We start from the raw sequence: 26,398 nt of genomic DNA on the forward strand, positions 1-26,398 counted from the left end.
ACTCACCTCATTTCCATAGTAATGGAGGATATGCGTCCGTATCGCCGCGGATATATCTTGCCAGCAACTGTGCTTATACAAGTATTGCCGTGCCCCACTGCATTTTTTCTTTTGTGAAAGGATGTGTTATTGTCTCTTGTTTTTTGTTCTGCCATTGGCTCAGAATCGTTTTTCTTGCTTCATCACAGATAGTAACCGCTCCGCTCTCTTTTTGAGAAAAACTATCTATGGTGACTTCCCGTCTGTTTATTAGGCTTAATACAAATCTGTCGGCCAGTATGTTCCTAAACTCTTCCATCAAATCAAGTCCAAGCGACAGCCTGCCCGGTCTGTCACGGTGCAGGAAGCCTACATATGCGTTTAAGCCGGCCGCCTCAGCTACGGCAGATGTTTCATGTGCGAGCAGAGTATAAACATAGGACAGCATAGAGTCTACAGGGTCCAAAGGAGGGCGTTTGTTTCTTCCGTTAAACTGAAACTCGTCCTTTTGCTGAAGTATCATTTCATCAAATACCCCAAAATATATACTTGCTCCGTAAATATGCCGCCTTCAAGTGTGCGGAGATTTTCTTTCCATTGCCGTTCTATATATATGAGCGCCCATTGTCTGGGACAGAAAGTGAAATGCTGGATTCCTCCCAAAGGCAGAAAATCCTCCTCATTATATTCCATTAAACTCCTCCGCTTCAAGACCGCTAAGAGGTTCAACTGATATAGAATAATCCGCAAGCGACTTGCCTTCGCCGCTGACAACTACTTTTAAACTCCTGTGTACTGTGGCGGATGAGTATTGCCCTGCTTTGCAGTTATGTTTCCACCAGTATACCTTTAAAATTTCCATACTGCCGTCAGGTCTTGCTGATGAGCAATCGTTTTCAAACAGGGTGCAGAGAGCCTTTTTAATCTGCTCGGCGTCCTCCTCGGTAAAGCCTGTCTTTTCAGCAAGCTGAACATTAATGCTGCCGAAAAATTTGTATACTCCGAAATCAACCCTGTGTTTTGAGCCCATTGTGTCTGACGCTTTTGCTTTTCCGGACGCACTGTTTACGCTTTTGGTTATCTGCATGCTTGTAACGTCTATAGGTTTAATGCTCACCGCGGTTTGGACTGTTACAGGCCCTCTGACTCCAACTGATAGATTGTCGCCTTTAAACGCAAACACTTGTCCGAAACTGCGAACGTCTATCCATTCTTTGCAGGCGGTTTCTGCATATTTATCAACGTCTTTTTTTATTGCTTTTAATTCTTCGCACGCGTCGGCGCGTTCGTGGAGGCTGTCAAAGCCGTCGTCTTTTCTTTCATTAGATTGTACAAATATTTTTTCTCCCAGGTCTTGGAGACGGTTTCTGATTTTTCTTTTAAGGCAGACGTCTGATACCTCGCCGTATCCGTCATAATTTATTCTCGGTCTGTTCCCGTCGAGCGGGTCTCCGTTAGGGTTGGCTTTGTTAACTGAAAATACCACAGCAAAATCAATTTTGTTTTGTAAAGTGCTCATTAGTTTTCCTCCGTTTCTTTTGTTTCGTCTTTTTTATCATGTTTTTTTAATAGTTCTGCTTTTTGACAAGCATATCCCAATAAATATTGTGGGTCGAGCGGTTTGTTATTCATAAAATCATTGGCGCTTATTTCAGCAATAACTTTTTGCATCTCGTCGTACAGCCATGTGCTTGAACTATAAAGCTTTTCAACATACGGAAGCAGTTTTTCATCAATTACCATAAGCGTTTTAGCCGGCTGTATTCTGTATTTGCTTCTAAGTTTTATAGCGTTCGGAGGACGCTTGTCTCCTGATTTATACAAAACATAGTCTTCAATTTGTTCGGCATAGGCCAATACCCTGCCGAAAAGATAGCTTCTGTCTTTGTTGCTTATATCTAATGACATGCTGTAGTTCATCCCTTTCGTATCATATATGTATTTATTTATAATTGAACATGTTATGCTGGTCGCTTTGCTCAATTCCCAGTCCTCATTAAAAGATTGAGGATTTGAAACTCTTTGCAGTGACTTGTTCATAAAATCTTTGGGCATGCGTTTGCCGTCGGTTATGCAGGATATTAGTATTTCCATCAAATGCTTTTTTTGTTTTTCGTCAACATTTCTTCCGTAGGCAGCATATATAATATCGTTTATTGAAGGCGCGCCGGTGAACTCAATATGTTTTAATTCTTGTTTTCCGTCCGGTAAAATCTTGCTGACTAGTTTATATTTGTGATTCCAAACGCAGGTCGTATGCCAGGTTTTTATTCTGTCAAGATAATCGTTTGGTGAAAATTCACGGTAGTATGTAATAGACAGCCGCCCCGGAGTTGCTGATTCCAAAATCATAATAATAACATTGTCATTATCAGGTATTTTGTATTTATATCCATTTACTGCCAACTCAACAAGCTTGGCGTACTGTCTTTCAGAATTATAAATTGCTGCCGGCGCTTCATCTCCAAACGGGTCGCCGCCAGCCGTTATGTCATAGGTGTCCTGTAACGGGGTCGGAATATCCTCGCCGCCGACGCACCAAACCACAACTGTTTGGTCTCCGGTTGAAAACCCTTGGTTACTGACCAGCCATCTGAGCGCACTGTGTGCTTTATCAGAGCTTTCAAATCCAACTGAGAATACGTTTTCCTTATTTTTGAATCGTCCTCTATATGTGAAACCGTATTCATCGTTTGCAGAGATTAGTCTTGCGCTGTCTCCGGTTGTTCGTATTTTTGTAGGGTGCTTATAGGTTACAGCCTGGGTGGTTCCGCTGACAAAACATACAGACTTTTGTTTGCGGGTTTTGACGTCGTATTCCATATATGAATTCATCAGTTCAGAATTTGTGTTGCATTCAAAAGAGTTTCCGTATTTATCCTCAACCCGAAAACGCACAACGGTCTTTGATATATCAGCAGGCTTATTGTCTTTGTCGCCGTTCCATTTTAACTTTTCCTCCGGAAGTATTAAACCGGATTCTATCAAGTCATGAAACACAGTGCCGCGTTTTATGTATTTATATATTGCTTTAACTTGGTTTGGACAATTTTCGTCATTACACCAGTCAGAAAGCTGGGAGCAGTATTTTTCATAATTTTTTGAGTTATCTTGCTTAGCTATGTATCTTTGCGCGTCGCCGGCTATATATTTTAAGTTGTCATAAACAATATGCGGCGCGTTATTGCTGCTGCGCACAGCGGAATCTTCAGTGCATGGGGTTATCGTTCTTGCTTCTGCTTTTGTCAGCGGACGTATACGCAGCAGCTCACCGAATTCATTCAGAAATATCTCGGCGTGAGCATTTTGAACGGTGTGGGAAGGAGGAGCAAGAGGCATGCTGCAGCGTTTTAATAATTCCGGGCTGTCTTTTAATTTTTCATATGTCTCACAGAGAGCGTTTATCCAGCTCATCCAAATACCCCCCCGCGTTCAAATTCCTCTGCGCCTGAAAAGTTTTTTCCGGGTATAAATGGTTTGATTTTATATTTTTCAGTATCCATCACTATTGAACATTCTTCAGGACGTATAAACTCTATAATTCCGTTTTTCATTTGAGCATTCCAAAGCCGGGTCTGCATTTTTTCAAGCCCGGATTCATCGGGATAAGTGATACCATGAACCATTATGCCAAATGACATGCTTTCATTATCATAATAACCGTTTCCTTCCCCAAATGTGCAGGGTTCGACATATCCCTGACATTCCCTGGCGCCTAGAAAAATATCGCGTCTTCCGCCCCGGTCCAGCATACGTTTGGTGATGAAAAAGTGTTTATTCTCATCTCTGTCAGCCGACAGCTCTTCTCGCTGCATGTTCCATTCAAAATGGGCTTCTACCTGGTACTCGGCGTCTATTAAATATGTATATATTGACAGGTCATTAGAATTGTTTTGATATTTTGGAACGCGTATGCCTCTTGATTCGGTGCGTATGGGATTGATTATTCTCACCCTATCTATGTACCATATAAACGTCGGCTTCCAGTATATACTTTCACATATGCCTTTTAAGGCCTGATATGTGGGAACTGAATAGTTGAACTTTTCGCCCCCCGCTTTGGTTATAGGGTCGCTGAACAGTGCGGTGCGTCCGGTAAGGCGAAAGCTTATTTTGTTTTCTTTGTTCAAAAAAATCACCTCTTTAATATTTTAAAATTCTAAATCCGGATTCATGTATACTCCGTAATTTTCATCATAAAACCTTCTGTTGAGCACAAATGTTCCTGTGTCTTCTATAATAAATATTCCTCCGCTGTCTTTCAGCTGCCGTATTTCATTTTCATACAGCGATACGCTGTACGCATAACTCTTTCGGAGCAATTTGGTCTTTTGGCTGATTTCTGAGCGTCCGTTTAAGTTGTTAATTATTTCAGCTCCGTCTTCATATGGAACAAGCACAGAATATGTTTCGCTGCCGATAACTGAAAAATTATCCCCGGCTGCCGCAAAGGCTTGTTTTAAAAAAGGCAGAGGTCTTGCAGTGTGAGATTCGATTGAAAATTCGTTTTTCGAAAGCAGACAAACAAGTGAATCTTCTTTAGGCAGTTTTACCACATAGTCAAACTCGCTTAAATTGCTTGTTGGGACTTTTAGATATTCGTTGTAATACGCTTCTATTGCTTCACGTGAGAGCAAATCAATATTTTTTCTGCGGGACATCACGGCTTCAGTGCATTCTTTTGCTTTTGCTATCTCAGGGAGACTTGAGAGATTTTCACCCTCGGCCCGTATAAGATATACTTCACGCAGTCCGTTGAACTCTCCTTCTCTGTTGCACCGTCCTGCCGTCTGAATCAAACTGTCAATACCGGCTAAAGCTCTTACAGCGCACGAAAATGATAAATCAACGCCGGCCTCTATCAGCTGGGTGCTTATTACCACAAGTTTTTCAGCTGAATCAATATTGGCCTTATTATTCAGCTTTTGCGTCCGTTCTTTAATTTCTTTGATTAGTTTATCTCTATGTGCACGGCAGAGTTTGGTGGTTAGCAAAATTTTCCGGCAGTCAGAATTTATGGAATCATATACGGCGCGGGCGGTCTTGGTAGTGTTAAACACCAGCAGGACAGACGGGTTTCTTATTAAACGTTCGTTGACGAACTCTGCTATTTTTTCATAGTTCATACTTTTATCGCTTAGATTTATAGCTTTAACCCTTTTGAGAGCTCCGTCAGTTTCTGAACTGTAAGGAACAATATCAGGAGGAACACTGAGTTTTATTGGATGTTCGCTTTCGTTTGACTGCGGCATGGTGGCTGTGCATAAAATTATGGTGGAGCCGCATACTTTGTGCAGAAAGTTTATTGCTTCGTTAAATAGGCTTAAAGTTTTAATTGGTACCGCCTGAACCTCGTCTATAATGATAACAGAGTTGCAAAGGGCATTCATACGGCGCTGGCAGCCTGGTTTTCGTTTATATATGGAGTTAAGAAGCTGAACCACTGTTGTAAGTATTACCGGCGCGTTCCACCTCTGTGTATATAATGAATATTTTTCGTCATCATCGTTGATGAAAGCTGAATGGTGTTCCAAAACCATATCATCACCGCAAATCTCTCTGATTGCGTCAGCGGTTTGGTCAAGAATTGTGGTGTATGGTATAACATAATAAATATGGCCGCAATTATGCTTTTGGGCATGATGAAGTGCAAATCTCAATGATGACAGTGTTTTTCCGCCGCCGGTCGGAACATTGAGCCTGTATATTCCTTTGTTATCGGAAAAATCACAGCATTTTTGAGACACTTCGCATCTAATTTTGTTTAGTGTTGTGTTTGGGGAAAATGACGCGGCTTTGGCTTCCATTTTATTTACGGCTTCTGACCAATCAATCGGCTCAGCTAAAAGAGGGTCTATATCAGCCTCAAAGCAGTATGCGTCATAGCGGTCGCTGTCTACCAAAGCAGAAAATAAAAGCTTTTGCAGCATTCCGCAGGAAAAAGCGTTGAACGGTTTCATCTTTGCTATAAAATCTCTTACTTCTGCAACAGCCTTTTTATAAAGTTCTTTAATTTTATTTTCGCTGATTACAGTTTCAAAAAATATTTCGGCTGCCTTTTGATAAAAATTGTCAGTTGTATTCATTTTGTTTAAGAAGCCGTTTTCCGCATCTACGGTAATGCAGTCAAAAAGCCCGGTATGGTGCGAATATACCGCGTCTATAATAAGCTGAGCTGTATACTGCTCGATAACGTCTGCCGCCGACGTATAAAAGTTTCGGTAAATATATAGAGCTCCGGTTTGTGCGTGATGAACAGTTCCGCGCGCCGAACTGTCGTTTTTGCGTATGTATTCCTGAAACTCGGGAGACGCCTTTCCCATATCATGAATCAATCCTGTCAAGTATCCCAAAATCCCAAGACCTGCTTTTTTCATTGTTTTTGAACAAAGAACCGCAGCATTTTCAGAATGATTTAAAATTGTTTGTGTTTTGTCTTTATCGCTAATATATCGGGCTATAATATCCACTTTTATCTCCGTATGTTAAAACATTAAAAAATTTATTGTAATTTGTTATATTATAAAATAAAAAGAAAAAATTTTGCAAGACATTTGTGATATTTGTTAAAAATAATTATTTGTAGACTTAAAAACGTATACGCCATAGGGCACAAGACAGCGCTTTATGGCGTATTGTTGTATGTTTGAAAATTTATAAAATACGTTTATTTAAAAGGCAAAGTTATCTCGATTTTAAGACCGTCTTTATTTTTTGCATTAAATGTTCCGCTGTGAGCGGTTATGATTTTATAGGCCATAGGCAGCCCAAGTCCGTGGGCAGTCTTTGGAATTTTATTTAAATTGGTTAAGATTTTTTCATCAGCACCGGCGCCGTTGTCTTTTATATTAATACATATGTCAGTATCATTTTGCCAAGCCGATATAAAAATTTTGCATCCGTCTTTGTTGTGAACTATACTGTTGTTTATGAGATTGAACAAGGCGCGTTCAAGAAGCGGCTCATCCCCCATAATTACTGCATTCTCACAGTTTAAATTTAATTCTATTGAATATTTATCGGATAACCCGCTGTTTAATATATCCGTAACTATGTTTCTTATTAAAGTGCATATCTTTATCTCTTTTTTTCGGTTAGGCTGCATGTCATACTCTAAAGAAGAAACTAAGTTTAAATCTTCAATAAGTTTTTTTATTTTTAAGGTTTGTTCTGTTATTATTTTGGCTTTTTCTTTATTTTCGCCGTCTGTTTCCGAAAACAGTTCTTCGGAATATCCGAGTATTATCGAAAGAGGCGTCCGTATATCGTGTGAGACGCCTGAGATCCAATTAGAACGGGCGGTATCACGCTGTTTGATTATTTGATTTTTTCGTTCTATTGAATCAGATGTAGTATTGATGTTCTTAGCGACTTCTTTAAAAATACCGTTTTCAGACATGTGTACAGGTTTTTCTTGTTTTAAGTTTTGTATACCTTGTATCAGCATTTTTATTTTTTTATATAGGCCGTTGCCAAAAACGCAGGCTAATAATATAGCAAGGCAAAGATTAAATATCAGTACCGCCAGTATTCTTTGCGGCAGGGTATCAAACCAATGCATCGAAAACTCAATATTATATTTTCCAACGCTGTTTTTGGGATATCCCAATATAAGGAGACCATAGTCACAGACTTTCTCATACACCGGATAGTCGTTTAAGAACCAGCGTGATATAACGGCAATATCGTTTATATTATAGCTCGTCGGAATATCGTCCGGCACGTTTTGCCCCCATACTACGTTTCCGTTTTCATCTATAAGTATACACCACGAACCCTGCGGAACGGCAGTTTCATCGGCAAGAATGTATCCGTCTTCGGTGTAGGTAAATGCTTCTGATATGCGGCTGAGAGTTTTTGTCTGAGATTCGGGATATATTTTTGCTGTGTCAGCCGCCGTCATAGAGAAGCTGAAAAAGTTTATCATCAGCAATAAAATTGATATGCCGGACGCAAGCAGGATAAAAAACGTAAATATTTTTATGGCGGTTTTATTCATTATCTGAAACCTCCAGTTTGTATCCGAGCCCTTTTACGGTAATAATATGTTTGGGCTTTGAGGGGTCTGTTTCAATCTTTTCTCTAAGACGTCTTATATGCACCATTAATGTGTTTTCGTATCCGTAGTAACCGTCTCCCCATGCGGCAAGGCATAAAGCGTCATAAGTCACGATGCGGTTTTTGTTTTCATAAAGTTTTTTTAAGATTATAAATTCCTTTGCAGTTAGCGGAATTTCTTCTTCCCTAAATTTAACTGAAGCGGTTTCAAGATTTATAACTCTGTCCGAGAGTTTAATGTCTGTATTCTTAATAACCGGTTTATAAGTTCGTTTTAAAACGGCAGTAACTCTTAGAACAAATTCACTTGTAAGGAATGGTTTTACTATATAGTCATCGGCTCCCAGCCCGAGACCGGTGAGCCTGTCGTCCGCTTCGCCGCGCGCTGTTAAAAAAATAACGGGTGACTGGGAAAACTTCCGTATATCCTCATACAGGGCAAAACCATTGCCGTCCGGAAGGTTTACATCAAGCACGAAAAGGGATATGTTTTGTTCTTTGGCAATTTGCAAAGCATTGCTGCAGTTTTCGGATTTAAAGATGTGATAAAAGCCGCTTTCAAATAGTTTGTTTTCAAGAAGCTTTAACAATTCTTTTTCATCGTCAACAATAAGTATTTTTTTGTTTTTTATTTCATCCATTTTTATCACCTGACTGTATTATACCATAATCGGCTGATAGATAAAGCGAATAATTTTAATTTTTTCTGATTTAAGGTCAGCTTAAGGTTAAGTTAAGTCTGATGAAAGAATGAGGTGTTAAAATTGTTATAAATTAAATGAGAAAGGAAGTTTTATCATGTCAAATCAAATAGTAAGAACGTTCGGATTATCTAAAAGATATGGTGATTCACTGTCTGTCAGTAATTTGGATATGACAGTAAGCGAAGGGAAAATATATGGTTTTTTGGGACCAAACGGAGCGGGAAAAAGCACCACGCTTAAGATGCTGCTGGGTCTTGTCCGCCCTTCCGGCGGAGAAATTGATGTATTCGGCAAACGGTTTAACTCAAAAAATAGAATGAAAATTCTTAAAAATATTGGCTCGCTGATAGAAACGCCCTCGTATTACGGACATTTAACCGGAAAAGAAAATTTGGAAATAATTCAGACTATACTCAAAGTTCCAAAATCTAATATTGACAAGGTGCTTAAAATAGTGCGCCTTGAGTCCCAGGCTGAGAAAAAGGTCAGGGCGTATTCACTGGGAATGAAGCAGAGACTTGGGATTGCTTCAGCGATGCTGGCGTTTCCTAAATTACTGATACTGGACGAGCCGACAAATGGGCTTGACCCGTCGGGAATACAGGAAATCAGGGATTTGATACGGTCTTTGCCGAAAAAGTATGGAATGACTGTGATAGTTTCAAGCCACTTGCTTTCGGAGATAGACCAAATGGCAGACGATATTGGAATAATAGCTAAAGGGCGTATGATGTTTCAAGGCAGTCTTGAAGCGCTTCATACTATGGGAGAAGGAAAAAGCCTTGAGGAAATTTTCTTAGAGTTAACAAAAGGGGAGGAGAGCCTGTGAAGAGATATTTATTTTGTGAGTATAAGAAAACAAGAAGAAAATATATTTTTGTTATGGCAGTTGCCATAACCGCCGTGGCGTTATGCTGGGGATTATATGGAAAGTATAATGAGAGCGCATTAAAAAGCGGCTGGATGATGATGCTCTATCAGCTTCCGCTTTTGAATACAATTTTTATGCCGCTGCTGTCAATTGTAGTCGCCTCAAGATTTGCCGGTATAGAAACCTCAATGATGAAACAATTATGTTCGGTTATGCCGAAGCAAAGACTGTACGACGCTAAACTTATATATAGCTTATCTATTATACTTTTATCTTTGTTAATACAGTTTGTCTCAGTTTATATAGCAGGCAGATGTTTTGGATTCAGCGGCAGGTTTCCTATAGAATTGTATGCCTTATATTTTATGTTTACAATAGTTCCGGCCGTGGAAATATATGTTTTTCAATTCAGTGTTTCTATGCTTTTTAAAAATCAGGCAGTTCCGTTTTTTATTGGAGCGATTGGAGAATTTATTGGATTATTTGCACTGTTTCTTCCACAATACCCATGGATAAGAAACTCGGTTATTTGGGGTCATTACGGAGCTCTTCAGTTTGTGGGAGGGGATTGGGACAAAGTGACAAGGATAAGCACGTTTTACTTAATGGATATCAATTGGGTTATGTTTGCAGTATCGATATTATTATGCGTAGCCTTTTATTTTATAGGACGGACTTTATTTGTCCGCAAGGAGGTATAAAAATGATTTTAAGTATTATAAATGCTGACAGAAAAAAGTTAAAAAGAGCGCCGCTGTGGCTTGCTTTTATATTTATGCCGATAATCCCAGCCTTGCTGGGCACTTTGAATTATTCAGCCAATTTGGAAATATTGGAAAACGGCTGGTATAGTCTCTGGACGCAGAACACTCTGTTTACATGTTATTTTTTTCTGCCGATAATGCTGGGTATTTACTGCTCATATTTAATCAGTATTGAAAGAGCGAATCATAACTGGAATAAGGTGCTTTCAATGCCCGTCCCGGTTTGGCAGATATTTTTGTCAAAGCTGATAATTTCTTCGTTTATGTTGATTATCAGCGAGATCTGGATAGGTGTTTTATTCATTGTTTCAGGAAATTTGGCGGGTATTGACTCTGCGCTTCCTTCGGAATTGCTTGTTTGGCTGGGGTGCGGAACTTTGGGCGGAATAGTTTTGGTGTCTGCCCAGCTTTTGGTTTCTTTAATAATTAAGAACTTTGCAGCCCCTGTCGGTATAGCTTTAATAGGCGGACTTTCGGGTTTAGCCGCGCTGGCAAAAGGTTTCGGCCATATATACCCATATTCGCTTATGGCGTTTGGAATGAATTCTAATGCGCCTCAGCGTCTAATGGAAGGGGGATATTTAAATTTTACTTTGACATGTATTATCTATATTGTTATTTTCACAACAATCGGAAGCGTCTATCTTTCAGTAAAGGAACAAAAATAAATAACATAGTTAATAAGACTGTGGCTGATGATTTGCAGCCACAGTCTTTATTAATTGAAAGCAAGCTTCAGCTTACATACGTTTATATGGGTGAAGATTTAAAGTGTTTTGCCATATGTCAGTGCTTGTTTATGCCATATCGCCTGTAAGCCGCAGGATTTCACATGTTAAACGACACTTTTAATATATCAGCACAGATTTTATTATATTCTAAAAGTTTCTTGTTTTTACCTTTCTGTATATTTACTGCTTTTGGGTTACAATTATATTTTATTAAATAAAATTATATTGCCGATTAAAATAATTTATAGAGGTATTTATATAAATTGTTTGTTGGATTTTGTTTACACATTAGGGTATTAAAGCATAAATACATTGATTTATATTTTCACCTATTTTACCGGTTTATTTGCTGTTTAAAAAACTTTCTATATCCTCCGGTGTTATCTTGCCGTGTTCTTTTTCAAAATCGTCAATAAGCGAGCGCATTAAATACAATATTTGACCGCTGCCGCTTCTGCCGTTATACCTGGCGACATAATAAAACTTGTTAAGAAAATCTGAATCTACTCTAATGCTAATATGTTTTTTCTTATTCATAAGTATTCCCTCCTATAATTAATACTGCACTAAGTTTTAGTGATTTATGAATTGATTTTACACTACAAATGTGATATAATTTCACAAATGCACTAAGTATTAGTGCACAATATTTAAAGGAGAAATTTACGTGAAAAATATAAAATATAAAATTCATAGAATTTATCGTCTTGCTTCTAAAGTAAACTTATATTTAAACTTATCTGTAAAACCTGACGATAAACGTATAAAAGCAGGACTTAATGAGATTAAAACAGTTATAGAAAAAATATTATCAGAGAGCTAAGAAGAAATATAAAAGTGTCTTTTTAGGTATATTTTTAATATTTAATAAATAGAAAAAAGTTTATTTTTAAGTATAAACGCGATAGAGGAAGTATTATTAATAATATATGAAAATAAAAATATATTTAATTGAATTTTTTGTGATAAAATTAGGTATAACTTTATATAACATATATTAAAAAGTTTAAACATTTTTATATAAATATTTTATTATATTTCTGCATTATTAAATCAGGTTTTATCCGCTGTAAAAGCAGAGGAGTCCCGGTAAAATTTTAAATTTTATTTTATGATAATGTTATGCTGTCTGATTATATGAACGCTGTGCATTCAATAGCAGTTCTAGTAAAAGATACTTAATTATTGAAAGCTATTGTAAGTTAATTTAATTATAACACGCGCACTTTAAAAAGGTTAAGTCACAGATTATAAATTAGAAAAACGAATTTTTTGTATTCAAATCAACTTTTCTGTCCGCCATATTAACGTCTTTAAGCTGCTAACATTTTAATAAGCAGCGGTGTATTTTAACCATCCTAAAAACACAATATATAGTAATAAATAAATTGGGGCAAATTTTTTAGAACTCTACCTACAATGTGGAGAGGTTATAATAAAATTAACAGAAATATAAAGATCATATATAAAAAATATGTGTTTGCAAGCATCGGAGGGCTGTGACCACACTTTTCTTAAAAAGTGTGTGTTATACATATGATTTTATTTTGCCATAATCTACAATGTCATTATTATGAATACTCAATGAAGATGAAATCTGCCGCGTAGGCGCGCAGTTGCGGTAAAGTTTATTATTAAATAGGATATAATAAACTGTTTTAAATATGTTCACGCTCCGCGTGAGATGACCGCTCACCTAACGAGGTGTGCGTAAGCACACCCTACCGATGTTCGCTATAGCCGCCATTTTGAAACAAATTTTCTCTTGAACTCCACCTACAATGTGGAGATGTTACTATAAAACCAACAGAAATATAAAAATTATATATAAAAAATATGTGTTTGCAAGCATCGGTAGGGCTGTGACCACACTTTTCTTAAAAAGTGTGTGTTATACATATGATTTTATTTTGCCATAATCTACAATGTCATTATTATGAATACTCAATGAAGATGAAATCTGCCTCGTAAGGCGCGCAGTCGCGGTAAAGTTTATTATTAAATATGATATAATAAACTGTTTTAAATACGTTCACGCTCCGCGTGATATGACGGAGATGTGTACGCAATATATCACAATTAATAACGTATATAAATTATTTAGAAATACCATCTGCTTATATGCTATATAAATAAAATTATTTTATAATGGATAAAATTTATAAAAAGTTCTTGACATTAGAATTTTATGTGCTATAATCTATATCATACTTACTTGGTATGAAAACTAGGAATGGAGGAAAAGTGCAGATGGATAGAAGAAAAGAATGGAAGTTTGAAACGAAACAGCTTCACGTCGGACAGGAGGAAGCGGATTTGGCTACAGGTGCCCGCGCTGTTCCTATATATATGAGCTCGTCTTATGTGTTTAAGGATTCTCAGCAGGCAGCTGACAGGTTTGCTTTGCGTGAGGGCGGAAATATATATGGAAGACTGACAAATCCCACACAGAGCGCTTTTGAAGAGCGTATAGCGGCTCTTGAGGGGGGCGTTGCCGCTTTGGCGGTTGCCAGCGGAGCAGCTGCCATAACGTATACTTTCCAAAATTTAGCCAAAAGCGGAGAACATATTGTGTCCTCCAAAACCATATACGGCGGAACTTACAATCTTCTTGCCAGCACTCTTCCGGATTATGGTATTACGGCAACATTTGTTGACCCGTCAGATACGCAGAATTTTGAAGACGCGGTTCAGGAAAACACCAAAGCTATATTTATTGAAACTTTAGGAAACCCAAATTCAAATGTTTCGGATATAGAGGAAATTGCAAAAATAGCTCATAACCATAATATCCCATTAGTTGTCGACTCGACGTTCACCTCGCCTTATTTGATAAGGCCGATTGCGTACGGCGCGGATATAGTTGTTCATAGCGCTACAAAGTTTATCGGAGGGCATGGCACAGCTCTGGGCGGAGTAATAATCGACGGCGGAAATTTTGATTGGGAAGGCTCAGGAAAGTTCCCTGATTTGGTAAATCCCAATCCGAGCTATCACGGGGTCAGCTTTACTAAAGACGTGGGAGCGGCTGCTTTTGTTACAAAAATCAGGGCGGTTCTGCTTAGGGATACAGGAGCCACTCTGTCACCGTTCCATGCGTTTTTGTTTTTGCAGGGGCTTGAGACTCTTTCGTTAAGGGTTGAAAGGCATGTTGAAAACACGCTTAAAATAGTTGAATTTTTAAATAATCATGAAAAAGTTGAGGCTGTTCACCATCCGTCCTTGCCGGGAGAACCAACGCATGAGCTTTATGAAAAGTATTATAAGAACGGTGCGGGTTCTATATTTACCTTTGAGATTAAAGGCGGTACGGAAGAGGCACAGCGGTTTATAGACAATCTTGAAATTTTTTCTCTGCTGGCAAATGTGGCGGACGCAAAAAGTCTGGTAATTCATCCGGCAACCACCACGCATTCACAGCTGAGCGCCGAAGAGCTGGAGGAACAAGGGATAAAACCAAATACAATTAGGCTCTCTATCGGACTTGAAAATGCAGATGACTTGATTGCGGCGCTGGGAGACGCTTTTGAAACAATATAACAAATACCTCCGTTTTGCAGGAGTATTAATTAAGTTTTGAGGCACCTATTACGTTATAGCATTAAAGCATGATTGAGCTGCTTTGTGAAATAAAACTTTGAATGGTATGGTATTATTTTCATATTTTTGATATAATAGTTACAATATAAATTGTCTGAAAGAGGGAAAAACAATGAGTAAAGTTGTAAAGAGTATTACTGAACTTATAGGAAACACGCCGATGCTGGAACTGACAGGTATTGAAGAAAGTCATAGTCTAGAAGCGTCTGTTATCGCTAAGCTTGAATATTTTAATCCTTGCGGAAGCGTAAAGGACAGAGTTGCTAAAAATATGATTGAGAATGCGGAAAAAAATGGTGACTTAAAGCCCGGGTCGGTTATTATTGAGCCGACCAGCGGAAATACCGGAATCGGTTTGGCTTCTGTTGGAGTTTCAAAAGGATACAGAGTTATTATAACAATGCCCGAGACCATGAGCGCTGAAAGAAGAAACTTGATGAAAGCATACGGCGCAGAGCTCGTGTTAACTGAGGGCTCAAAGGGGATGAACGGAGCTATTGCAAAGGCTGAGGAATTGGCAAAAGAAATACCCGGAGCGTTTATACCGGGGCAGTTTTCAAATCCGTCAAATCCACAGGCGCACTTTGAAACAACAGGACCGGAAATATGGGAGCAAACCGGCGGCAATGTTGATATTTTAGTTTCAGGTGTTGGAACCGGCGGAACTATAAGTGGAGTGGGAAAGTTTTTAAAATCTAAGAATCCGAATATAAAAATTATTGCGGTGGAGCCTGAATCATCTCCGGTTTTGTCAGGCGGAAAGCCGGGTCCTCATGGAATCCAGGGCATAGGAGCAGGATTTATTCCTGAAACTTTGAATACAGAGATTTATGATGAGATAGTCACCGTTGCTGACAGTGACGCCTATCAGACCGGGAGGGAACTGGCAAAGACAGAAGGCCTGCTTGTGGGAATCTCGTCAGGCGCGGCTGTTTGGGCGGCTGTTCAGGCTGCAAAACGCGAGGAAAACAAGGGCAAGACTATTGTTGCCGTACTTCCTGACACAGGCGAGAGGTATTTATCGACTCCTATGTTCACACAGGCATAGAAATTATTGAGACTTCAGAAACGCTAAAAAACGCGTGATGTTCTAATGACCTAAGTTTTGGTTTGTTTAGAACATTGCGTGTTTTTATTATAAAACGATTTTTGTGTTAATAACTTTTATTTATTCTGTTCGAACATTGGGTATCATGGAAAGGACATAATAAAGCGGACAGAAACTTTTAAGGTCATTAATAATAAAAAGAAGTATAAAACACATTCGATTTTTTGTTTTGTTTTCTGTTGACTTTCCGCCTACAATGTAATGATTAGAATAAAGAGGACGTAAATGTAAGAGTGAATTTTTATAACACAAATCCGGAAGATGAGGTCACAGCCATACCTTCCAATACTTGCAAAATACATTAATTATAAAATTTATTTAGAATGGATAGTTAACATATTAAAAAGTATGGTCATAGCCATACCGTTGTTTGCTATACTACATTCTTTATATAATTTTTATTATATAACCTTAACATTTTTGTGCAATATATAGCAGCCTTTCCAGTTTATTGATATAAGCCGCTTTGTATCATACACACTTTTTAAGCCGTTGGCAGTTTTAATTTCATAGGTGTATATCTTACACCGTTTGTTATTTGTTCTGAGTCGGTGTTCTCGAATCCGAGGCGGTGGTATATTGGAACTGCAAACGGCGAAGAGTTTACGGAAATATTACCGGTTAAGCTGTCTTTTTTTATGAACTCAAAAAGAGCTTTTCCTATACCTTTATTATGGTATCTGCCGTCGACAAAAAATAACGCAATATGACATCCTTTATTGCGCGTTGCGATAATACCAACCAACTCAGCATTTAGAAATGCTCCATACCAATGCAGTCTGTTTAAATAATTTGGGTCATGAATGCTATTGTAAAATTCGTCAACTCCGTGTTTACTGTATTCAGGCGCTTCGTATTCTAAAAATACTTTCCAGACCAATTTTAGGGCTTGTTCTATTTCGTTTTTATAAAGTTCTCGTAAATGCAAATAACCACTCCTTAATGGATGTACAGCTAATATTTATTTGCTTGTATTGGTAAGTAATTTTTAAAACGGCTTAAACCGGTTTTATAGTTTTCGGCTGTAGACCTCTAATATATAAGGTTCTTTATTTTTTAAATCTATTTTTTCTTCAGAATATTGATAAGAAAAACCGCAGGATAATGCCAAAGCTTTGGATATCTTGTTATTACCCCGTGTTGAATAAAAAAACTCTTTTCCTCTCAAAGTATTGGCACAGTATTCAAGCAATAATTGTAAGGTTTGTTTGCCCAAGCCTTTGCCGGTATATTCGGGTACCAACGCAATGCCGGCGTCCTGAAAAATATGTGGGGATATTTCCTCAACCCCGGCAAAGCCAATAGCCTGACCATGTTCTTTTTCGTATATGAGGTATGTATCATGCGTCTTTTGATAAGTGATGGTTTTCTTTATTCTCTCTTTTGCTGATTCTTCTGTTTTGGTTATTTGCCATTGCATATATTTGGCTGTTTCCGGTCTTGACCAAACATTTTTGTGCATTGATTCCCAATCCTCAAATTTTGCTTTTCTTAATACAATATCATCTGTTTCCATTGGATTCATATAGATTCCTCTCATTTTTTATTCAATAATAATTCATCTGAAGTATAGATTCATATAATAGATATGTTTGTAAGCTGCAGAGAACCGCAGGTTATATCTTTAGGAGTTATAAAATTAAATATTTATATATCAGCCGTCAACTGATTTTAGGGCGTTCATCTGATAATATCTGCCTTTTTTAGCCATTAGCTCGCTGTGGTTTCCGCTCTCAATTATCTGTCCTTTGTCTATTACTATAATATTATCAGCGTCTCTTATTGTTGAAAGCCTGTGGGCAATTATTATGCTGGTGCGGTTTTTCATCAGACGAATCAGCGCCCTCTGAATGTCTTTTTCAGTCTTTGTGTCTACCGAGCTTGTCGCCTCGTCCAGTATCAGTATCGGGCTGTCGCACAGCAATGCTCTAGATATTGCAATCAGCTGTCGCTGTCCCTCGCTTAACGTGTCCTGGCTTCCGGATACCAAAGTCAGATAGCCGTGGGGAAGCCGTCTGATAAATCCGTCGGCGTGCGAAAGTTTGGCGGCTTTTATAACTTCGCTTTCAGTGGCTTCGGGTTTGGAATATCTTATATTGTCTAATATCGTTCCGGTGAACAGGCTGGTATCCTGCAGAACTACAGAAAAACAGTTTTCAAGACTTTTCCGTTTTATGTCTTTAACATCTACTCCGTCGATTAATATTTTGCCTGAATCCACATCGTAAAACCTGGTTATCAGATTAACGATTGTTGTCTTTCCTGAACCGGTTTCACCTACCAAGGCAACATTCTGTCCGGGGTTTACCTTGAAAGAAATATTTTTTAGTATTTGTTTTTCATCGCTGTATGAAAAGCTGACGTCTTTAAATTCCACCCTGCCTTTCACATTATCTAAGTCTAAAGCATCTTCCGAATCCGCTGCTTCCTCGTTTTCATCCAGTATCTCAAAGACGCGCTCCGCACCGGCAAGCGCAGACTGAATATTGTTGAACAGCCCGGCAACAGAATTGAGAGGGTTGGCGAATTGTTTTGAATACGTCATAAAGCTGACTGCAGTTCCTATCAGCAGACCGTATTTTGTGCAGAGTATTCCTCCGACTATAGCGGTTATTGAAAAAGTAAGGTTGTTTATTATGTTCATCAGCGGCATCATATATCCCGCCCATATTTGAGCGCTGGTTCCGCTTTTCTTTAACTCTTGGTTGACTTTTGAAAAATCGGTTTGTGTGCTTTCCTCTTTGGAAAAGGCTTTTATCATTTTAAGTCCGTATATGCTTTCCTCAATAATACCGTTTATCTCGCCTAAACTTCGCTGTTGGTCATAAAAATGTTTTCTGCTTCTTTTAGCGATTACTCTTGTGAGTATGTAGACCAATGGCACGCAGGTCAAAACAGCCAGGGTCAGCGGTATGCTCAGAGAAAGCATAATGATAAGCGAGCCTGAGATTGTGAGTATTGCAGAAGCAAGCTGAGTTGCCGACTGTGCGATTGTTGTGCTTATGGTGTCGGCGTCATTGGTGATGCGGCTCATGGTGTCGCCGCGCGGCGTTGTGTCGAAAAAAGACAGCGGAAGTTTTTGCAGTTTAGAAAATATTTCGCTTCTTAAAGTCCTGACCAATTTTTGAGACACACTTAAAATTGCCGTATCACTAATTGTTGTTATCAGCCAGTTTGACAGATAGAGAGCGGCTATAACCGAAACTAAAATTATAAGGGAATGATTATTAACCGTCCTGAGCTCGGTGTTAAATGTGTTGAAAGTTTTACCCACAAAGTATGGAATCAAAACTGAGATTCCGGAAGCCAGCAATGTAAGAAATACAGCGGAGATAACTATGCCTTTAAAGCGCATATACACTTTTATAAGGCGCACCAGAGTGCCTTTTTGGTCTTTTGCTCTCTCGGTGTTGCTGAACCTGGCGGCTCCGCCTACTTTTGGTCCTCCCATTCTGGGCAGCTCAATATTTTTTGCCATATTATCACACCCCTTCCGTGATACTGCCAATCTGAGAATCAAATATTTCTCTGTAAATGCTGCATTCCTCAAGCAGTTCGTCATGAGTTCCGAATCCAACGCGTTCTCCGTCCGATAAGACCAATATATTATCAGCAAACATGGCTGTCGAACAGCGCTGGGTTATCAGGATAACGGTGGATTTATTATCTTCTGACAGGAGGTTGTCTCTAACCTTTGTTTCGGTGAGTGTATCAAGGGCGCTGGTAGCGTCGTCAAGAACCAAAATCGGTGAGTTTTTGATAAGTCCTCGGGCTATGGATATTCTCTGCTTTTGGCCGCCTGAAATATTAACGCCGCCGCTTCCTAAGTATGTGTCGATACCGTTTTCCATTTCATATATGAAATCGGCGCCTGACGTTCTTATTGCAGCTTCAACTTGAGCTTTTTCGGCTTTTGGGTTGCCCCATGTTATATTGTCCAGAACCGTGCCGGAAAACAGCATAGCTTTTTGAGGCACAAGGGCGACACTTTTTCTCACAGTTTCAATATCAAGTTTTTTTATATCTTTGCCGTCAAACATGATACTGCTGTTCTTGTCAGGGTCATATAATCTGAGCAGGAGCCAGGCCAGCGTAGACTTCCCTGAGCCGGTCGGGCCTATAACAGCTAGGCTCTTCCCGGCAGGAACATAAAATGATAAATTTTTTATAGCCGGAACCCCGCTGCCTCCCGGATATGAAAAAGTCACATTGTTAAACTCAACCATTCCTGAAATAACGGCGTCTGAGTTATTCTCTGAGTTCTTGAAATCATCCTCACAGTTTAGTATCTCGGTTATTCTTGAAACTGAAGCTTTGGTTTTTACAAAAGTATTAAATATATTTGTTATCATCAGCAGAGAACTTAAAATCTGCGCCATATACACTATAAAGGCTGAAATCTGACCGGGCTGGGTCAGACCGAGAGTGAAAAGCCTGCTTCCGGCAAGCAGTGCGGCCGCGGAGCCTAAACCAACAACGAGGGTCAGTATAGGTGAAATAAAGGTTATTACTATTTGAGCGTGCACGCCTTTTTTCATAAGGTTTGTATTATCGTCTTCAAACCTTGAGGCTTCGTCGGAATATGTTCCAAACGCTTTTATAAGCCTAACTCCCATTAAGTATTCTTCAATTACCGTATTAAGTCTGTCCATTGCCGCTTGGAGTTTTCCGAACCGGGGATATGACAGCCTCATCCCTAAGTATAACAGCAGACCGACTATTATAACAACCAAATAGATTATTATGCTGAGCCGCAGGTTGAGTATTGAAGCGAGGATTATACTGCCGATACAGGTTAGAGGAGCCTTAAAAAATATTCTCATGGTGCCGTTTACGAATTGGGTAAGTTGGGTAACGTCGTTTGTCATTCTGATGATTAGAGAGCCGCTGTCGATTTTATCGGCGCTTCCCTGCCTGAAATTAAGAATTTTTGAAAATAAATCGTATCTTAAATCGGCTCCGAAGCTCTGAGAAACTTTGCTGGCTATTATATTTCTTGAGACGGCGAACACTGCACCCAGAGCAGCAGCAAAAATCATGCGTCCGCCCCATAGATATACGTTCTGTATCATACCAAGCTCTATACCGTCGTTTATTATATGAGACATGAGCGTCGGTCCCAAAAGGTCGCAGAGAGCTTCTAGAGCTACGCATGATACAGCAATAAAAAACCAGTATTTATATTTGGTAAAATAGCGCATGTATATTTTCAAGTGCTGTCGACCTCCATTGATTTTATTGGTGTAGAAATAATATTAAAAGCAGAAAAAATTTATTAGCCAAAAGGGTTAATGACAAACTTTTTTAAGTATGTTCACGCTGCATGTTAGATAGCAGCTCACCTAACAAGGCGCACATGCACGCCCTGCTGTACTAAAAACACTCCTTATTTTTATGCCTTTAAAAAGTTTTAGATATTATCTTTTGGGTATTGCGGATAACGTTTTTTATCTTCCTCGGTTATTTGACGTATTGGTCTGCAGGGAACACCAACTGCTATAACATTGGGCGGAATGTCTTTTTTTACAACACTTCCGGCGCCTATTACAGAATTATCTCCTATTTCTGCACCGCCCAAAATGACAGTGCCGGCCCCAATCCAAACATTGTTTCCTATCTTTATCGGTTTTGCCACTTCTAAACCTGCGTTTCTTTGTTCAGCGTCAATCGCATGTTCGGCCGTTGTGATGCACACGTTTGGAGCAATAAATACATGGTCGCCTATTTCAACCTTGGCGCCGTCTGTGATTACAAGATTATGATTTGAGTAGAAAAAATCTCCAATATACAGGTTATATCCAAAATCGCACCAGAACGGAGCGGTAACTTTTGCGTTTTCGCCCAGGTTTCCAATAATTTGTTTTAGCAGACGATTTTTGTTTTCCTCATCTGAAGGTTTAATCTGATTATATTCATAACATAAATCAGTGCACTTTTCGATTTCATTTACGATTTCAGAATCATAATTTGCGTTGTATAAGTATCCTGCTTTTGCTTTTTCTTTCTCAGTCATTTTTATCTCTCCTAAAAATATGTTTTTATAATAATCTATATTTTATAAAATATATCATAAAATATATCATAAAATTTAAAAGTCTTTTTTTGATATAGCGCCTAATGAGATGTGTAAACGTATAATATTACAACCAAGTTTGATTACTCTGCAAGGTCTATGACCCCACCAGTATGGTGGGTGTAATACAAATTACTTAGTTGTGATGTATTGTGTTTGCACACCACGTTAGGTAACTGTCATATCACGCGAAGCGTAGAGGTGCTTAGAATAGTTTGTTATGAATCTTATTATAATGAACTTTTCCGTGACTGCGCGCCTTACGCGGCGTACTTCGTACGCCCTCCCGAAGCTTGCTGTACCATATTTTTTGTATCCTATCCATGTAGCCGCAATTGTTATTGAAGGTTATTTAAAACAAATTAATTTGTATCACACGCACCATACAGGTGCGGTCACAGTTACACTCTTCCGAAGCTTGCTGTACCACATTTTTTATAAATATTTGTTATATAAACTTGATTTGTTTGTCTGTTTTTTGGAGACTTTCCGGTAATTATAAAACTTAAAATATATTTATAACAAAATATTGAACATTTCACAGCTCTTAAAAACTTTTAATTTTATTCTGCATTTAAGAGTATATCATAACCGGTTGAGTAAATCTATTGTATATTTTATATGAAAGAAATGTAATATTTTAATCAGCCGGTTAATAAATTAATCAAGCTGTGGGTAAATAACAACATAGTTATGGAAATATGAAGAAACATTATTAATGAAATAAATTATACCTGTATCCGCAATTTGCACAAGTAATTTACTCTCAATGTTAAAAATTTATTTACAAATTTTTTGTGAAAAGCTATTGACAAAGATTGGGTGTGGTGCTATTATTATACCAGGTTAGCACTCGACTTGTGTGAGTGCTAACAAGTAAATTGTTTTATACAAAGGAGGGCAGGCTTATGGCATCGCTGGATGACAGAAAAAAGCTAATTCTTCAGGCTATTGTTGAAGACTATATCAAAAACGCTGAGCCTGTTGGTTCCAGAAGCATTGCTAAAAAGACCAGTCTTAACCTCAGCGCGGCGACAATTCGTAACGAGATGTGTGATTTGGAGGATATGGGAATGCTGATTCAGCCGCATACCTCCGCCGGACGTATACCATCAAATGCCGGATTTAGGTTTTATGTTGACAACTTAATGCATAGATATCAAATGACGGCTTTGGAGATAAAAAGGCTTAGAGCCGCTATGATGAATAACTTTAGGGAGCTTGACAATATTATTAAAGGCGTGTCGTCAGCATTTTCTTCCATTACGAGTTTGCCGACGTTTGCTATGCTTCCTATGAATAAATACGGCAATATCAAAAATGTTAAGCTGGCCGACGTTGACGGCAGAACGATAATGGTTATTGTTTCAGACTCTTCAGGTCTTATTAAAAATAAGCTGCTGAGATTGAGGAATACTGTTACGCCTGAGGAAGTTGCAGAGCTGAACAGAGTTATAAATGAAAATATATCAGGTCTTGATTTAGACGGCTTTATAAGTCTTGACAATGTTATGGGCATAAAGGACGCTGTTGGAGAAAACGTTGAAATCCTTTCATCCGTGCTGGAGCTTATATATGAGGCTCAGAGAGAAATTGAGAGCAAACAGGTGGTTGTTGAGGGGACGTCTAATATCCTGCGGTATCCTGAATATAATGATGTGGAAAAAATTAAAAATATATTGGAATTTTTTGATGACGAAAACGTGCTTGGCGAAATTGTGGACGCGGTTCAGTTTGAAGGAGACGGCGGCGTGGATATATTTATCGGCGACGAACTTCCGCTTCCCCAGCTGAAAGAAAACAGCGTTGTTGTTTCCCAGTACCAGGTCGGAGAAGATTTGGTAGGCATAGTTGGAGTTATCGGTCCTCAGAGAATGGATTATGCTAAAGTTGTTTCAGGCATAAAGTTCTTCTCTGAAAATTTGGGTCAGATGCTTAGCAGCAGATTCAGACCGGACGATGATGAAAATTTCGATTATAACGGCGGAAAAGAGGATGGTTAAAAGTGAAATCTAAAGAAGAAAATCAGCAGGAAACTATGGATAATAAAGAAAGCAAAATAGAGGAATGCATGGAAGACCAAAAACAGCAGGACGAATCGACTGAAACTCCGGTTCAGGAGACAGAGAATCCTGAAAATAATGAAGAAGAGACTTTAGCTCAAAAGCTGGAAGAAGCAAAAGACAGATTTTTAAGAAAAGTTGCTGAGTTTGATAATTTCAAGAAGCGCACCGCTAAAGAGAAAACTGAGAATTTCTCTTTAGGAATCTGTGAAGCTGTTGAAAAGCTTCTCCCCGTGCTGGATAACCTTGACAGAGCGATTGTGGCTGCCGAGAGCAATGATGACAAAGAAGCTCTGCTTGAGGGAATAAAAATGGTTAGAAAACAGTTCTGTGAAGCGCTCTCAGGTATTGGAGTGAGTGAAATTGAAGCTGTTGGGAAAGAGTTTGACCCGGATAAGCATAACGCGGTTATGATGGAGGACAGCGACTTGCCTTCCAATACTGTTATTGAGGAATTTGCTAAGGGTTACGCTTATAACAGGGATGACAATGTTAAAGTGATACGTCATTCTATGGTTAAGGTTTCAAATTAGTTATTAATCTAGTTAACAATTTTACTAATCATATAAAATAAATTTATTGGAGGTAATTATAATGAGCAAGATAATAGGTATAGACTTAGGTACAACAAACTCGTGTGTTGCGGTTATGGAAGGCGGAGAGCCAACGGTTATTCCAAACCCTGAAGGAGCCAGAACAACACCGTCAGTCGTTGCGTTCACAAAAGACGGCGAGCGTTTGGTAGGTCAGGTTGCTAAAAGACAGGCAATCACAAACCCGGATAAGACAATCAGCTCAATCAAGCGTGATATGGGTACTGACAGAAAAGTTGATATAGACGGAAAGAAATATACACCTCAGGAAATTTCGGCTATGATTCTTCAAAAGTTAAAGAGTGACGCTGAGGCATATTTGGGCGAAACTGTAACTCAGGCTGTAATCACTGTTCCGGCTTACTTCAGCGATTCTCAGAGACAGGCAACAAAAGACGCCGGCAAAATCGCAGGTCTCGAAGTAAAAAGAATTATAAACGAGCCTACTGCCGCTTCACTTGCATACGGTCTAGCTAAAGATGTTGACCAAAAAGTTATGGTATATGACTTGGGCGGAGGTACTTTCGATGTATCTATACTTGAAATCGGCGACGGCGTGTTTGAAGTTTTGGCAACAAGCGGAAACAACCGTTTGGGAGGCGACGACTTTGACGATAAAGTTATGAATTATCTCGCTGATGAGTTTAAAAAGGATAACGGTATTGATTTAAGACAGGATAAGATGGCGCTTCAAAGACTTAAAGAAGCGGCAGAAAAAGCAAAAATTGAACTGTCAGGCGTTACATCAACAAATATCAATCTTCCGTTTATCACTGCTGACGCCAGCGGTCCTAAGCATCTTGATATGACCCTTACAAGAGCTAAGTTTGATGAGCTTACAGCTGACCTTGTTGAGAAGACAATGGGTCCGGCAAGAGACGCTATGAAAGAAGCTGGGTTATCGGCTGACCAAATCGATAAAGTATTGCTGGTAGGCGGTTCTTCAAGAATCCCGGCCGTTCAGGATGCTGTTAAGAAGCTGACAAATCAGGATCCGCATAAGGGTATCAACCCTGACGAGTGTGTTGCTATAGGCGCTGCTGTTCAGGCCGGAGTTTTGACAGGCGACGTTGAAGATTTGGTGCTTTTGGACGTAACACCGCTGTCTTTAGGTATTGAGACAATGGGCGGCGTGTTCACAAAGCTGATAGATAGAAACACCACAATTCCTACAAACAAGAGCCAGGTGTTCAGCACGGCTGCTGACGGACAGACCAGCGTTGAGGTTCATGTTCTGCAGGGCGAGCGTGAGATGGCGGCTTATAATAAGACTTTGGGAAGATTCAGTCTCACAGATATTCCGCCGGCACCGCGCGGAGTTCCTCAGATAGAGGTAAGCTTTGATATAGACGCCAATGGTATTGTTAACGTTAAAGCTAAAGATTTGGGCACAGGTAAGGAGCAAGCAATAACAATCACTGCAAGCACCAACCTTTCGGACGAGGATATTGACAAGGCTGTTAAGGAAGCAGAGCAGTATGCAGAGCAGGATAAGAAAGCAAAAGAGGAAGTTGACGTTCGCAATCAGGCAGACAGCATGGTTTATCAGACCGAAAAAACTTTGGGCGAGCTTGGGGATAAAGTGACAGAGGAAGAAAAGAGCGGTATTCAGGCTGAAGTTGATAAGCTGAAAGAACTGCTCAAGGCTACGCCGATGGATGTTGAAGCAGTAAAGACTCAGACAGAAGAAGTGTCAAAGAAGTTCTATGCTGTAAGCGAGAAGCTTTATAAGGCTGCTGCGGAGCAGGCGCAGGCAGAACAGGCAGCTGCGGGTGCACAGGACGCAGGAGCTCAGAATAATGGCGGAGATGACAACGTTGTAGACGCTGATTATACAGAATCCGAGTAATATAA

21 protein-coding genes and 2 pseudogenes are annotated in these 26,398 nt (G+C 39.2%); 9 read left to right on the forward strand and 14 right to left on the reverse strand.

What is annotated here, in order from left to right:
- Positions 1 to 7 precede the first annotated feature (7 nt).
- From cas1 to B9O19_RS07535, 8 genes and pseudogenes are all read right to left on the reverse strand, one after another.
- Positions 8 to 532 (reverse strand): annotated as a pseudogene (cas1, locus tag B9O19_RS07500) (CRISPR-associated endonuclease Cas1); the annotation flags it as partial.
- Positions 499 to 672, reverse strand: coding sequence for a PD-(D/E)XK nuclease family protein (locus B9O19_RS07505; protein WP_154058640.1), 174 nt, complete (start codon positions 670 to 672; stop codon positions 499 to 501). The pseudogene cas1 and the gene B9O19_RS07505, both read right to left, overlap by 34 nt.
- Entirely contained in the window at positions 662 to 1,498 is an 837-nt protein-coding gene (gene cas7c, locus B9O19_RS07510; protein ID WP_102365839.1) for a type I-C CRISPR-associated protein Cas7/Csd2, read from the reverse strand. Before cas7c ends, B9O19_RS07505 begins: the two co-directional genes overlap by 11 nt.
- Positions 1,498 to 3,393 (reverse strand): type I-C CRISPR-associated protein Cas8c/Csd1, encoded by a 1,896-nt coding sequence (gene cas8c, locus B9O19_RS07515; protein WP_102365840.1) that lies wholly within the window; start codon positions 3,391 to 3,393, stop codon positions 1,498 to 1,500. The genes cas7c and cas8c overlap by 1 nt, the downstream gene beginning before the upstream one ends.
- Entirely contained in the window at positions 3,390 to 4,109 is a 720-nt protein-coding gene (gene cas5c, locus B9O19_RS07520) for a type I-C CRISPR-associated protein Cas5c (RefSeq protein ID WP_102365841.1), read from the reverse strand. Before cas5c ends, cas8c begins: the two co-directional genes overlap by 4 nt.
- Before the next feature lie 21 nt (positions 4,110 to 4,130).
- The gene (locus B9O19_RS07525; RefSeq protein WP_102365842.1) at positions 4,131 to 6,449 is read right to left on the reverse strand and encodes a CRISPR-associated helicase/endonuclease Cas3; all 2,319 of its coding nucleotides are present in this window, start codon (positions 6,447 to 6,449) and stop codon (positions 4,131 to 4,133) included.
- 197 nt (positions 6,450 to 6,646) lie between these two features.
- On the reverse strand, positions 6,647 to 7,978 hold the full coding sequence (locus tag B9O19_RS07530; protein WP_102365843.1) for a sensor histidine kinase: 1,332 nt from the start codon (positions 7,976 to 7,978) through the stop codon (positions 6,647 to 6,649).
- Complete coding sequence (locus B9O19_RS07535) at positions 7,971 to 8,678, reverse strand: response regulator transcription factor (protein ID WP_102365844.1); 708 nt, start codon at positions 8,676 to 8,678, stop codon at positions 7,971 to 7,973. The genes B9O19_RS07530 and B9O19_RS07535 overlap by 8 nt, the downstream gene beginning before the upstream one ends.
- A 157-nt stretch (positions 8,679 to 8,835) precedes the next feature.
- Between B9O19_RS07535 and B9O19_RS07540 the strand changes: the two are divergent.
- From B9O19_RS07540 to B9O19_RS07550, 3 genes and pseudogenes are all read left to right on the forward strand, one after another.
- Positions 8,836 to 9,501 (forward strand): annotated as a pseudogene (locus B9O19_RS07540) (ABC transporter ATP-binding protein); the annotation flags it as partial.
- Positions 9,502 to 9,566: 65 nt separating this feature from the next.
- Entirely contained in the window at positions 9,567 to 10,313 is a 747-nt protein-coding gene (locus tag B9O19_RS07545; protein ID WP_102365846.1) for an ABC transporter permease, read from the forward strand.
- A 2-nt stretch (positions 10,314 to 10,315) separates the two neighbouring features.
- Positions 10,316 to 11,044, forward strand: a complete 729-nt coding sequence (locus tag B9O19_RS07550; protein WP_102365847.1) for an ABC transporter permease — start codon at positions 10,316 to 10,318, stop codon at positions 11,042 to 11,044.
- A gap of 405 nt (positions 11,045 to 11,449) precedes the next feature.
- On the opposite strand, the gene B9O19_RS07555 is transcribed toward B9O19_RS07550, so the two are convergent.
- On the reverse strand, positions 11,450 to 11,644 hold the full coding sequence (locus B9O19_RS07555; protein WP_102365848.1) for a hypothetical protein: 195 nt from the start codon (positions 11,642 to 11,644) through the stop codon (positions 11,450 to 11,452).
- Between the two features lie 130 nt (positions 11,645 to 11,774).
- Between B9O19_RS07555 and B9O19_RS11690 the strand changes: the two genes are divergently transcribed.
- The 3 genes from B9O19_RS11690 (at position 11,775) to cysK (ending at position 15,755) form a co-directional block, all read left to right on the forward strand.
- Positions 11,775 to 11,930 carry a hypothetical protein gene (locus B9O19_RS11690; RefSeq protein ID WP_158648947.1) on the forward strand — a complete coding sequence of 52 codons (156 nt, stop codon included), beginning with the start codon at positions 11,775 to 11,777 and terminating at the stop codon, positions 11,928 to 11,930.
- A 1,427-nt stretch (positions 11,931 to 13,357) separates the two neighbouring features.
- A complete protein-coding gene (locus B9O19_RS07560; RefSeq protein WP_172620957.1) occupies positions 13,358 to 14,647 on the forward strand; it encodes an O-acetylhomoserine aminocarboxypropyltransferase/cysteine synthase family protein in 1,290 nt (429 codons plus the stop codon).
- 172 nt (positions 14,648 to 14,819) lie between these two features.
- Positions 14,820 to 15,755, forward strand: a complete 936-nt coding sequence (gene cysK / locus B9O19_RS07565; protein ID WP_102365850.1) for a cysteine synthase A — start codon at positions 14,820 to 14,822, stop codon at positions 15,753 to 15,755.
- Between the two features lie 544 nt (positions 15,756 to 16,299).
- Here the strand turns inward: cysK and B9O19_RS07570 are convergent.
- The 5 genes from B9O19_RS07570 to B9O19_RS07590 all read right to left on the reverse strand — a co-directional run bounded on the left by B9O19_RS07570 (position 16,300) and on the right by B9O19_RS07590 (position 21,828).
- Entirely contained in the window at positions 16,300 to 16,743 is a 444-nt protein-coding gene (locus B9O19_RS07570; protein ID WP_102365851.1) for a GNAT family N-acetyltransferase, read from the reverse strand.
- Positions 16,744 to 16,824: 81 nt separating this feature from the next.
- A complete protein-coding gene (locus B9O19_RS07575; RefSeq protein ID WP_245862902.1) occupies positions 16,825 to 17,340 on the reverse strand; it encodes a GNAT family N-acetyltransferase in 516 nt (171 codons plus the stop codon).
- Between the two features lie 129 nt (positions 17,341 to 17,469).
- On the reverse strand, positions 17,470 to 19,293 hold the full coding sequence (locus B9O19_RS07580; protein ID WP_102365852.1) for an ABC transporter ATP-binding protein: 1,824 nt from the start codon (positions 19,291 to 19,293) through the stop codon (positions 17,470 to 17,472).
- A gap of 4 nt (positions 19,294 to 19,297) precedes the next feature.
- Positions 19,298 to 21,028 (reverse strand): ABC transporter ATP-binding protein, encoded by a 1,731-nt coding sequence (locus B9O19_RS07585; RefSeq protein ID WP_102365853.1) that lies wholly within the window; start codon positions 21,026 to 21,028, stop codon positions 19,298 to 19,300.
- 197 nt (positions 21,029 to 21,225) lie between these two features.
- Entirely contained in the window at positions 21,226 to 21,828 is a 603-nt protein-coding gene (locus B9O19_RS07590) for a sugar O-acetyltransferase (RefSeq protein WP_102365854.1), read from the reverse strand.
- Between the two features lie 968 nt (positions 21,829 to 22,796).
- Here B9O19_RS07590 and hrcA point away from each other — a divergent pair.
- The 3 genes from hrcA (at position 22,797) to dnaK (ending at position 26,393) form a co-directional block, all read left to right on the forward strand.
- The gene (hrcA, locus tag B9O19_RS07595; RefSeq protein WP_102365855.1) at positions 22,797 to 23,891 is read left to right on the forward strand and encodes a heat-inducible transcriptional repressor HrcA; all 1,095 of its coding nucleotides are present in this window, start codon (positions 22,797 to 22,799) and stop codon (positions 23,889 to 23,891) included.
- Positions 23,892 to 23,893: 2 nt separating this feature from the next.
- Complete coding sequence (grpE, locus tag B9O19_RS07600; protein WP_102365856.1) at positions 23,894 to 24,484, forward strand: nucleotide exchange factor GrpE; 591 nt, start codon at positions 23,894 to 23,896, stop codon at positions 24,482 to 24,484.
- Positions 24,485 to 24,545: 61 nt separating this feature from the next.
- The gene (gene dnaK / locus B9O19_RS07605; protein WP_102365857.1) at positions 24,546 to 26,393 is read left to right on the forward strand and encodes a molecular chaperone DnaK; all 1,848 of its coding nucleotides are present in this window, start codon (positions 24,546 to 24,548) and stop codon (positions 26,391 to 26,393) included.
- The last annotated feature ends 5 nt before the right edge of the window (positions 26,394 to 26,398 follow it).

It is taken from the genome of Monoglobus pectinilyticus (genome assembly GCF_002874775.1).
Lineage (GTDB): Bacteria > Bacillota > Clostridia > Monoglobales > Monoglobaceae > Monoglobus > Monoglobus pectinilyticus.